The sequence below is a fragment of the Streptomyces sp. NPDC001480 genome (assembly GCF_042894725.1).
GTDB lineage: Bacteria > Actinomycetota > Actinomycetes > Streptomycetales > Streptomycetaceae > Streptomyces.
This window is the reverse complement of record NZ_JBIAVX010000007.1, coordinates 475,300-485,510: the sequence shown is the minus strand read 5'-3', so window position 1 is coordinate 485,510 and position 10,211 is coordinate 475,300. Positions and strand designations below refer to the sequence as shown.

General features: G+C 72.0%; 11 protein-coding genes and 1 rRNA gene. 10 read left to right on the top strand and 2 right to left on the bottom strand.

From position 1 onward, the window contains the following. Window positions 1-168: 168 nt before the first annotated feature. The 3 genes from rrf to ACFY01_RS20355 all read left to right on the top strand — a co-directional run bounded on the left by rrf (window position 169) and on the right by ACFY01_RS20355 (window position 2,293). Window positions 169-285, top strand: a 5S ribosomal RNA gene (gene rrf / locus ACFY01_RS20365). A 5-nt stretch (window positions 286-290) separates the two neighbouring features. Then, window positions 291-1,610: a hypothetical protein gene (locus tag ACFY01_RS20360; RefSeq protein ID WP_390737116.1), complete on the top strand. Its 1,320-nt coding sequence runs from the start codon at window positions 291-293 to the stop codon at window positions 1,608-1,610. Further along, window positions 1,502-2,293: a hypothetical protein gene (locus ACFY01_RS20355; RefSeq protein WP_390737115.1), complete on the top strand. Its 792-nt coding sequence runs from the start codon at window positions 1,502-1,504 to the stop codon at window positions 2,291-2,293. Before ACFY01_RS20360 ends, ACFY01_RS20355 begins: the two co-directional genes overlap by 109 nt. 75 nt (window positions 2,294-2,368) lie before the next feature. Here the strand turns inward: ACFY01_RS20355 and ACFY01_RS20350 are convergent, their stop codons facing one another. Continuing rightward, a complete protein-coding gene (locus ACFY01_RS20350; protein ID WP_390737096.1) occupies window positions 2,369-3,652 on the bottom strand; it encodes a DUF1015 domain-containing protein in 1,284 nt (427 codons plus the stop codon). A gap of 73 nt (window positions 3,653-3,725) precedes the next feature. Between ACFY01_RS20350 and ACFY01_RS20345 the strand changes: the two genes are divergently transcribed. From ACFY01_RS20345 to ACFY01_RS20330, 4 genes are all read left to right on the top strand, one after another. After that, the gene (locus tag ACFY01_RS20345; protein ID WP_390737095.1) at window positions 3,726-4,754 is read left to right on the top strand and encodes an HAD hydrolase-like protein; all 1,029 of its coding nucleotides are present in this window, start codon (window positions 3,726-3,728) and stop codon (window positions 4,752-4,754) included. A gap of 65 nt (window positions 4,755-4,819) precedes the next feature. Further along, a complete protein-coding gene (locus ACFY01_RS20340) occupies window positions 4,820-5,863 on the top strand; it encodes a FecCD family ABC transporter permease (protein ID WP_390737094.1) in 1,044 nt (347 codons plus the stop codon). Further along, complete coding sequence (locus tag ACFY01_RS20335; RefSeq protein ID WP_390737093.1) at window positions 5,860-6,915, top strand: FecCD family ABC transporter permease; 1,056 nt, start codon at window positions 5,860-5,862, stop codon at window positions 6,913-6,915. The genes ACFY01_RS20340 and ACFY01_RS20335 overlap by 4 nt, the downstream gene beginning before the upstream one ends. Window positions 6,916-6,949: 34 nt before the next feature. After that, complete coding sequence (locus ACFY01_RS20330) at window positions 6,950-7,774, top strand: ABC transporter ATP-binding protein (RefSeq protein ID WP_390737092.1); 825 nt, start codon at window positions 6,950-6,952, stop codon at window positions 7,772-7,774. Here ACFY01_RS20330 and ACFY01_RS20325 read toward each other — a convergent pair. Next, complete coding sequence (locus tag ACFY01_RS20325) at window positions 7,758-8,105, bottom strand: sterol-binding protein (RefSeq protein ID WP_390737091.1); 348 nt, start codon at window positions 8,103-8,105, stop codon at window positions 7,758-7,760. The two genes, ACFY01_RS20330 and ACFY01_RS20325, sit on opposite strands and share 17 nt — an antisense overlap. Before the next feature lie 42 nt (window positions 8,106-8,147). Here ACFY01_RS20325 and ACFY01_RS20320 point away from each other — a divergent pair, with 42 nt between their 5' ends. From ACFY01_RS20320 to ACFY01_RS20310, 3 genes are read left to right on the top strand one after another with little or no spacing between them, the layout of a single operon-like run. Beyond that, on the top strand, window positions 8,148-8,450 hold the full coding sequence (locus ACFY01_RS20320) for a hypothetical protein (protein ID WP_390737090.1): 303 nt from the start codon (window positions 8,148-8,150) through the stop codon (window positions 8,448-8,450). A gap of 7 nt (window positions 8,451-8,457) precedes the next feature. Further along, complete coding sequence (locus tag ACFY01_RS20315) at window positions 8,458-9,273, top strand: TlyA family RNA methyltransferase (RefSeq protein ID WP_390737089.1); 816 nt, start codon at window positions 8,458-8,460, stop codon at window positions 9,271-9,273. Beyond that, window positions 9,270-10,175, top strand: coding sequence for an NAD kinase (locus ACFY01_RS20310; protein WP_390737088.1), 906 nt, complete (start codon window positions 9,270-9,272; stop codon window positions 10,173-10,175). Before ACFY01_RS20315 ends, ACFY01_RS20310 begins: the two co-directional genes overlap by 4 nt. Window positions 10,176-10,211: the final 36 nt, after the last annotated feature.

Genomic DNA, 10,211 nt, shown 5'->3' with positions numbered 1-10,211 from the left:
CCGGATCTGGAAGCCAGGTAACTGGTGGAGGTGACCGGTACTAATAGGCCGAGGGCTTGTCCTCAGTTGCTCGCGTCCACTGTGTTAGTTCTGAGGCAACGAACAGTTGCCGGCTAGAGCTGAACACACAATTGAAGAGTGTGCTTGTTCGCTCGAAACCATTAGGGTTTCGGTGGTCATAGCGTGAGGGAAACGCCCGGTTACATTTCGAACCCGGAAGCTAAGCCTCACAGCGCCGATGGTACTGCAGGGGGGACCCTGTGGGAGAGTAGGACGCCGCCGAACAATCTTTGGAGGACCCCTGGTCACCAGCGTTCAGCTGGGACCAGGGGTCCTTTTTTATTTTCCGGAGCGCACCGGGTACCCGGCTGCGCGAGAATGACTTGCGGTACCGCAGACAGGAGTCACCATGTCCACCAACTCTCCCGGCGACCGACCGGAGCGCGACCCGCGGCGGCGGGACAGTGGTGACCGCGGTGACCGCCGTCCCTACCAGGGCGGTCAGCGTCGTGACAACGACCGCGGTGACCGGGGCGGTTACGGCCGCCGTGACGACCGCGACGCCCGTGGTCCCCGCCGCGACGACGACCGCGGTGGCTATCGCCGTGACGACCGCCGTGACGACCGCCGTGACGATCGGGGCGGGTTCCGCGGCCGTGACGACCGTGACCGTGGATTCCGCCGTGACGACCGGGCCGAGCGTGGTGGCTTCCGGCGGGATGACAACCGAGGCGACCGAGGCGACCGGGGTGGGTTCCGCGGCCGCGACGACCGGAGGGACGACCGTCGCGACGGTCAGCGTTCCGACTTCCGTCGTGATGACCGCCGTGATGACCGCCGTGACGACCGGCGTGACGACCGGCGGGGTGGAGAACGTCCTGGCTTCCGTCGTGACGACCGCCGTGACGATCGTCGTGGCGGTGACCGGCCCGACTTCCGTCGTGACGATCGTCGTGGCGGCGACCGGCCGGACTACCGTCGTGACGACCGCCGTGACGACCGCCGCGAGGGTCAGCGTTCCGACTTCCGTCGTGACGACCGGCGAGGTGGCGAGCACCCCGGCTTCCGTCGTGATGACCGCTCGGACTCCCGTCGTGACGATCGTCGTGGCGGTGACCGCCCGGACTTCCGTCGTGACGATCGTCGTGGCGGTGACCGCCCGGACTTCCGTCGTGACGATCGTCGTGGCGGTGACCGCCCGGACTTCCGTCGTGACGACCGCCGTGGCGGTGACCGCCCCGAGTTCCGTCGTGACGACCGCCGTGACGACCGTCGCGAGGGTCAGCGTTCCGACTTCCGCCGTGATGACCGCAGGGACGACCGCGGCGGGTTCCGTGGCCGTGACGACCGAGGCCGCGACGACCGTGGGCGTGGTCCTCGTCGGGACGACCGCGGTGGTCGCCCCGGTGGCTTCCGGGGACGGGACGACCGTAGGGACGACCGCCGTGGCGGTGGCCGCTTCCGGGACGAGCGGGACCGGGACCGGGAGCCCATCAAGCGGCTGCCGATCCCCGAGGACGTCACCGGCGAGGAGATCGACAAGGACGTACGGCAGGAGCTCCAGAGCCTGCCGAAGACGCTCGCCGAGGATGTTGCCAAGAACCTGGTGATGGTCGCCCGGCTCATCGACGAGGACCCCGAGGGCGCCTACGGCTACTCCAAGGTGGCCCTGCGGCTGGCGTCCCGTGTCGCGGCCGTACGGGAGGCCGCCGGGTTCGCCGCGTACGCGAACCAGAAGTACAGCGAGGCGCTCGGCGAGTTCCGGGCCGCGCGGCGGATGACCGGCAACGTGGACCTGTGGCCCGTGATGGCCGACTGCGAGCGTGGGCTCGGCCGGCCGGAGAAGGCGCTCGACATGGCCGGGGCGCCTGACGTGCAGAAGCTCGACAAGGCCGGGCAGGTCGAGATGCGGCTCGTCGCGGCCGGCGCCCGGCGTGACATGGGGCAGCTGGACGCGGCCATCGTGACGCTCCAGAGCCCCGAGCTGGCCTCCAACTCGGTTCAGCCGTGGACCGCGCGCCTGCGTTACGCCTACGCCGACGCGCTGCTCGCCGCCGGCCGCCGGGGCGAGGCACGGGACTGGTTCGCCAAGGCCGTCGAGGCCGACCGCGACGGCAGCACGGACGCCTCGGACCGGCTGGCGGAGCTGGACGGCGTGGAGTTCGTCGACGCGCTCGACGAGAGCGAGGACGAGGGGCACGCTGCCGCCCAGGACGTCGACGACAGCGACCACGACAGCCACCACGGCGGCGACCGCGACCGCGACCGCGACCACGACGGCGACGACGACTGACGTACGCGCAGCGAAAGAGCGAAAGGGCGGGATCCCGAAGGGGTCCCGCCCTTTGCCGTTCCGGACGCCGGAACGTCAGAGATCCAGGGCGCGCAGCACCAGGCCGGACGCCGGCTTCGGGCCGAACGACGTCGACTTGCGGGGCATCGTCACGCCCTGCCGGGCAAGGTCGCGGACGACCTCTTCGCGGACCGGGTGGAGCAGGACCGCCGTGCTGCCGTCGCCTTCCGCCTTGGCGACCGTGGCCCCGGCGTCGTGGATGTAGGCGATGTGCGCGGGAGAGTCCTCGGGGACGTGCCAGACGTGCTCGAGGAGCGTGGCGTGCAGAACGGTGGCGTCGAGGGTGCGCCAGGCGGCCGGACGGTCCGTGGGGACCGTACGGGCCAGGAGGTCCTGGTCCGGGCGGTCCACCAGGTGGAAGGCGCCGTCGCCGGCGAGCAGGAATGCGTTGCCCGCGCAGGCCGCGTCGGCGAGGCTCGCCAAGGCCTCGGGCAGCGGTTTCTCCAGGCGGGTCACGCGGAACAGACCGTCGAGGGCGGCCAGCGCGTCGGCGACCGGCAGGCCGTGCAGCAGGCGGTGAATGGCACGGACGCGGAGCGGATAGCGGACCGTGTCGACCAGGAGGACCAGGCCGTGGTCCCAGGGGCTCGGGGAGGGGTGCTCCGCGCGTAGCAGCCGGTAGGTCGCCCAGCGGTGGTGGCCGTCGGCGATCAGGGCCTGATGGCCGGACAGGTCCGACTGGACGAGAGTCAGCTCGGCGGGGTCGGTCACCGACCAGAGGCGGTGGTGGAAGCCGTCCTCCGTGGTCGTCGACAGCAGGGCGGGGCGTTCGGCGGTGCGTTCGATCACCTCGGCCGTCACGCCGTTGCCCCGGTACGTCAGGAGCAGCGGTTCGAGGTTCGCGCAGGTCGCGCGCATCAGGGCGGCGCGCTCCGCGACGACGGGCGGCATGACGTCCTCGTGCGGCAGGACCACCCCATCCGACGGGTCGGAGACGCGCAACGCGCCGATGAGGCCGCGCTGGAGCATGCCCTCGTCGTCACGCTGCTCGTAGACGTAGAGGCCCGGTTCCGGGTCGGCGGCCAGGACGCCCTCGGCCAGCCAGCGGCGCAGCGTGTCGGCCGCCTGTTCGGTGCGGGCGCTCGGGGTACCGGCCTGGGGCAGGATCAGCCGGACGATGTTGTACGGATCGGCGGACTGGAGGTGGTGCAGGCCGTCGGGGCGTACGACGACGTCGTACGGCGGGGAGGTGACGGCGGCCAGGCTGCCGACCCGGTCGGGGGCGTAGCGAAGGCCGCGGAACGGTGTGAGTTCGAGGCCTCGGCGCGCCGTTGCTTCCGAGTGACCTGCAGTGTTCATCCCGGCATCGTACGTGTCTCAGTGGCGTGCGGCATGATCGGGGGAAGAGCGATCGAACGAGGAGCGATGCGGAATGAGCCAGGGCGTCAGGACCCGGCCCGAGGGCAGTGCGAGCCCCCTGAGCAGCGCGTACGACACGGCGCTGCTCGACCTGGACGGGGTGGTGTACGCGGGTGGGAGCGCGATCGCGCACGCCGTCGACTCGCTGGCCGTCGCCCGGGACGGAGGGATGCATCTGGCGTACGTCACCAACAACGCGCTGCGGACGCCGGACGCCGTGGCCGGGCATCTGACGGAGCTGGGCATACCGACGGGGGCCGGCGACGTCATCACCTCCGCGCAGGCGGTCGCGCGGCTGATCAGCGAGCAGGTGCCGGCGGGTGCGCGGGTGCTGGTGGTCGGCGGTGAGGGGCTGCGGGTGGCGCTGCGCGAGCGTGGCCTGGAGCCGGTGGAATCGGCGGACGACGATCCGGTGGCGGTCGTGCAGGGGTACGGCGGGCCCGAGCTGGCGTGGGGGCGTTTCGCGGAGGCGTCCTACGCCGTCGCGCGCGGGGTGCCCTGGTTCGCGTCCAACACCGACCTGACCATCCCCAGCGGGCGGGGCATCGCGCCGGGCAACGGCGCGGCCGTGGAGGTCGTACGGATCGCGACCGGTGCCGAGCCGCAGGTGGCGGGCAAGCCGCTGCCGCCCATGCACCGGGAGACCATCCTGCGCACGGGCGCCGAGCGGCCGCTGGTGGTCGGGGACCGGCTGGACACGGACATCGAGGGCGCCTTCAACGGGGACGTCGACTCGCTGCTGGTCCTCACCGGCGTCACCGACGGCGCCCAGCTGCTGGCCGCGCCGCCGCAGCACCGGCCGACGTACGTGGACGCCGATCTGCGCGGGCTGCTCACCGGACAGCCGGAGGTCGCGGAGGCGGGCGACGGTTTCCGCTGCGGTGGCTGGACGGCGCGGGCCGGCGACGGGCGGCTGGAACTGGAGGGCGAGGGCGAGGCGCTCGACGGACTGCGGGCGCTGTGTGCCGCGGCCTGGACGGCGGCCGGCGACGGCTCCTGCGAACTGGACGGGGAGAAGGCGCTGACGCGACTCGGACTCTGAACGCGGGGAGGGGAGCGGGCACCACGGGATCGAGTTCCGATGCGAGGGTAGGCTAACCTAACCTCGTGTTGGTCGAGAGTCCCCCCGAACAGCGCGCGGATGCCGCCCCCGCGCCCCCAACCCGCCGGGCGGTACGGTCCCTCGGGCTCCTGATCGCGGTCGCGATCCTGGTGCTGGTCACCTTGGCGAGCATCGCGATCGGCGCGAAAGAGCTGTCGCTGGGCCAGGTCTGGCACGGCCTGTTCCACGACACGGGGACGTACGGCGACGTCGTGGTCGACGAGCGGCTCTCGCGCACCCTCCTCGGACTCCTGGCCGGTGCCGCGCTCGGCCTGTCCGGGGCGGTGCTCCAGGCGCTCACCCGCAATCCACTGGCCGACCCCGGACTCCTCGGCATCAACGCGGGTGCGTCGGCCGCGGTCGTCACGGCCATCACCTACCTGGGCGTCACCAGCCTGACCGGCTATGTGTGGTTCGCGTTCGTGGGCGCCGCGGCGGTCGGGGCGCTGGTGTGGTTCCTCGGCGGCAGCCGGGGAGCGACGCCGGTACGGCTCGCGCTCGCCGGTACGGCGATCAGCGCCGCGCTCTACGGCTACCTCCAGGCCGTGATGATCATGGACGACGCGGCGCTCGGCAAGATGCGGTTCTGGACGGTGGGTTCGCTGTCCTCGGCCACCGACTCGACCATCACGCAGGTCCTGCCGTTCCTCGGGGCCGGCACGGTCCTCGCGCTGCTGCTCGCCCGGCCGCTGAACGCCGTGGCGATGGGCGACGACACCGCCCGCGCCCTCGGCGCCAACCTGGGCCGCACCCGTGCCCTGGCCATGCTCGCCGCCACCGTGCTGTGCGGGGCCGCGACCGCGGCCTGCGGCCCGATCATGTTCGTCGGCCTGATGGTGCCGCACGTCGTGCGCTCCTTCACCGGCCCCGACCTGCGCTGGATCCTGCCGTACGCCACGATCCTGTCCCCCGCGCTGCTGCTCGGCGCCGATGTCATCGGCCGGATCGTCGCCCGGCCCGCGGAGCTCCAGGTCGGCATCGTCACCGCGCTCATCGGCGGCCCGGTCTTCATCTTCCTGGTCCGACGGCGGAGGACTGCGCAGCTGTGAGCACCCATCAGAAAAGCCCCGCTGCCCGTGCCTTGCGCGCCCCCGGAGGGCTCTCCGTCCGTGTGGACGTCCGTGCGCTGACCGTCGTAGTCCTGCTGCTGCTCACCGCGCTCACCGCGAGCGTCCTGCTGATCGGCACCGGCGACTTCCCGATCTCCGCCACCGACGTCCTCAAGACGCTGACCGGCAACGGCAACCAGATCCAGGAGTACATCGTCCGCGACCTGCGCCTGCCGCGCGTTCTGGTCGGCCTCCTGGTCGGTGCCTCGCTGGGCCTCGGCGGCGCCCTGTTCCAGTCCGTCTCCCGCAATCCGCTGGGCAGTCCGGACGTGCTCGGCCTCTCCCAGGGCTCGACGGCCGGGGCGCTCGTGGTGATCGTGCTGCTGTCCGGGAACGCCACCGAGGTCACCGTCGGAGCGCTGATCGGCGGCCTGGCGACCGGGTTCGCCATCTACCTGCTCGCCTGGAAGCAGGGGGTCCACGGCTACCGGCTGGTCCTGGTGGGCATCGGCGTCTCCGCGGTCGTCACGGCGGTCAACGGCTACCTGCTCACCAAGGCCGACCTGGTCGACGCGGCCCGCGCGGTCGTGTGGATGACCGGCTCCCTCAACGGCCGTGACTGGGACCAGGTCTGGCCGCTGCTCTCCCTGTGCGCGGTACTCGTACCGCTCGTCCTCGCCAACGCGCGCGGCCTGAAGGCGATGGAGATGGGCGACGACGTCAGTTACGCCCTCGGCGTGCGGGTGGAGCGGGTGCGGCTGGTGCTGATGGTCTCCGCCGTACTGCTGACCGCCGCGGCGACCGCCGCCGCGGGGCCCGTCACCTTCGTGGCGCTCACCGCGCCGCAGCTCGCCCGGCGCCTGACCCGCTCGCCGGGGCCCAACCTGGTGCCCTCCCTGTGCATGGGCGCCACGCTGCTGGTCACCGCCGACTGGGCCGCCCAGCGCGCCTTCGGCGCCGACCAGCTGCCCGTGGGTGTGGTCACCGGCGTCCTGGGCGGTCTCTACCTGCTGTGGCTGCTGGTCACGGAGCGCAGGGCGGGCCGGATATGAGCACCATCCGCACCCCCACGACCGAAGGAGCACCGTGAACCGCCTGTCCGCCGAGAACGTCACCCTCGCCTACGACCAGCGCGTCATCGCCGAGCAGCTGTCGGTGGAGATCCCCGACAACTCCTTCACGGTGATCGTCGGCCCGAACGCGTGCGGCAAGTCGACGCTCCTGCGGGCGCTGTCGCGGATGCTCAAGCCCAGCGAGGGCCGGGTGCTGCTCGACGGGCAGGTCATCCAGTCGATGCCCGCGAAGAAGGTCGCGCGGACGCTCGGTCTGCTGCCGCAGTCGTCGATCGCGCCGGACGGGATCACCGTCGGCGACCTGGTGGGCCGCGGCCGGTATCCGCACCAGGGGATCCTCAGGCAGTGGTCCGCCGAGGACGAGCGGGTGGTGCGGGAGTCCATGGCGCAGACCGGGGTCGCCGAGCTGGCCGACCGGTACGTGGACGAGCTGTCCGGCGGTCAGCGGCAGCGCGTGTGGATCGCGATGGCGCTCGCCCAGCAGACCCCGCTGCTGCTCCTCGACGAGCCCACCACCTTCCTGGACATCCAGCACCAGATCGACGTCCTCGACCTGTGCGCCGAGCTGCACGAGACCCAGGGCCGCACCCTGGTAGCCGTCCTGCACGACCTCAACCACGCCGCGCGGTACGCGACCCACCTCGTCGCCCTGCGTGGCGGCCGGGTGATCGCCGAGGGGGCGCCGGGCGACATCGTCACGGCCGAGCTGGTCGAAGAGGTCTTCGGGCTGCGCTGCCAGGTCATCGACGACCCGGAGACGGGCACGCCGCTGGTGGTGCCGGCCGCGCGCAGGGCGCGCGAGCGGGTGAGCGCGGCCGGCGCTACAGAAGCTTCCTGAGCCGGAACAGATCCAGCAGGCTCGCTTCCAGCCTGACCCGGCTCGCCCCCCAGGCCTTCGCGAAGTTCAGCTCGCCGTCGACCATCGCCACCAGGTCGTCACCGGTCATGGCCAGCCGGATCTGGGCCTTCTGAGGCGGAGGGCCCGGAAGGGTCTCGTCGATCTCGATCCGGCCGCCGGTGAGCCGGCCGACGAAGGTGACGTCCAGGTCCGTGACGTGGCAGGTCACCGAGCGGTCCATGGCCGCGGCCGCGCGGACGTCGCCCTCGGCACCCTGCATGTTGTCCGAGAGCTTTTCCAGCGCTGCCCGGCACTCATCGATCGTCGCCATCGCGATCGACGGTACCGCAGCGCTTCAAGGTAGCGTCGGGGCATGAGCGACAGCGACTCCGTGCCCCGGGACGAGGCGGGCGAGGAGGCGGAGGCTCCGGTCGAACTCGCGTACGACCCGGCCGCCCCCGCTCCCCTGAACGTGGCCCGCACCCCCACCGGCAACGCCGAGGTGGACGCCCAGCTGGAACGGCTGGCCGACGCCGACCACCTCGCCACCGACGGGCACCTGGAGGTGTACGAGGATGTACACCGGGGGCTGCGCGACGCGCTCACCGCGCTCGACGCCCGCCCGGGACCTCCGGCGCCCCCAATGCCCCCGATGCCGTACCAGAGCAGGAGCTGAACCGAACGTGGCAGGAGTCGCACGCCGCCGTCTGGACGCGGAGCTGGTCCGCCGGAAGCTCGCGCGCTCGCGCGAGCACGCCAGCCAGCTGATCGTCGCCGGGCGGGTCACCGTCGGCAGGACCGTCGCGACCAAGCCGGCCACGCAGGTGGAGACCGCCGCCGCGATCGTCGTCGCGACCGACGAGAGCGACCCGGAGTACGTGTCCCGGGGCGGCCACAAACTGGCCGGCGCGTTGCAGGTCTTCGTCCCTCAGGGGCTGGTCGTCGAGGGGCGGCGGGCGCTGGACGCCGGCGCGTCCACCGGGGGCTTCACCGACGTCCTGCTGCGGGCCGGCGCCGCGCACGTCGTCGCCGTGGACGTGGGATACGGACAACTCGCCTGGTCTCTCCGGAGCGATGAACGCGTCACCGTCAAGGACCGTACGAACGTACGCGAGTTGACGCTTGAAGCGATCGATGGGGAACCTGTGGATCTTGTCGTGGGTGATCTGTCCTTCATCCCGCTCGGGCTGGTGCTGCCGGCCCTGGCGCGGTGCGTGAAGCCGGACGCCGACCTGGTGATGATGGTCAAGCCGCAGTTCGAGGTGGGGAAGGAACGGCTGGGCAGCGGGGGTGTCGTACGGAGTCCGCAGCTGCGGGCGGAGGCCGTGCGGGGCGTGGCCGAGAAGGCGTGGGAGCTCGGACTCGGGGTGAAGGGTGTCACCGCCAGTCCGCTGCCCGGGCCCTCCGGGAACGTCGAGTACTTTCTGTGGCTGCGTGCCGGGGCGCCCGCTCCGGACGCGGCCGATGTTGACCGTGCAGTGGCGGAGGGGCCGCGTTGACACAGAACCGAGCTCGTACTGTTTTCCTGCTCGCGCACACCGGGCGGCCGGCGGCCATCCGCAGTGCCGAACTGGTGGTCAAGGGGCTGCTCCAGGCGGGCGTGGGCGTGCGGGTGCTCGAGTACGAGGCGCGTGACCTGCCGCTGCCCGAGGAGGTGGAGCTCGTCGAGGAGGCGACCCCGCAGAGCCTCGACGGCTGCGAGCTGCTCATCGTGCTCGGCGGCGACGGGACGCTGCTGCGCGGCGCCGAGTTCGCCCGGGCGTCCGGCGTGCCGATGCTCGGCGTCAACCTCGGCAGCGTCGGGTTCCTCGCGGAGGCCGAGCGGGACGACCTCGACAAGGTCGTGGACCGGGTGGTGACGAAGTCGTACGAGGTCGAGGAGCGGATGACCGTCGACGTCGTCGTGCACCGCAACGGCGACATCGTGCACACCGACTGGGCGCTGAACGAGGCGGCCGTGCAGAAGGCGGGCGCCGAGAAGCTGCTCGAGGTCGTGCTGGAGATCGACGGCCGTCCGGTGACCGGCTTCGGCTGCGACGGCATCGTGCTGTCCACGCCGACCGGGTCCACGGCGTACGCGTTCTCCGCGGGCGGGCCCGTGGTGTGGCCCGAGGTGGAGGCGCTGCTGATGGTGCCGATCAGCGCGCACGCGCTGTTCGCGAAGCCGTTGGTGACCTCGCCGAACTCCGTGCTCGCGGTCGAGGTGCTGCCGCACATCCCGCCCGGGGTCCTGTGGTGCGACGGCCGACGGACCGTCGAGCTGCCGCCCGGCGCGCGGGTCGAGGTGCGGCGCGGGGCCGTTCCGGTGCGGCTGGCCCGGCTGCACCATGCCTCGTTCACGGACCGCCTCGTGGCGAAGTTCGCGCTGCCGGTGTCCGGATGGCGGGGGGCGCCTCACTAGACCTCCACCCGCCCGGGTGACAGGGCACCTCGCACT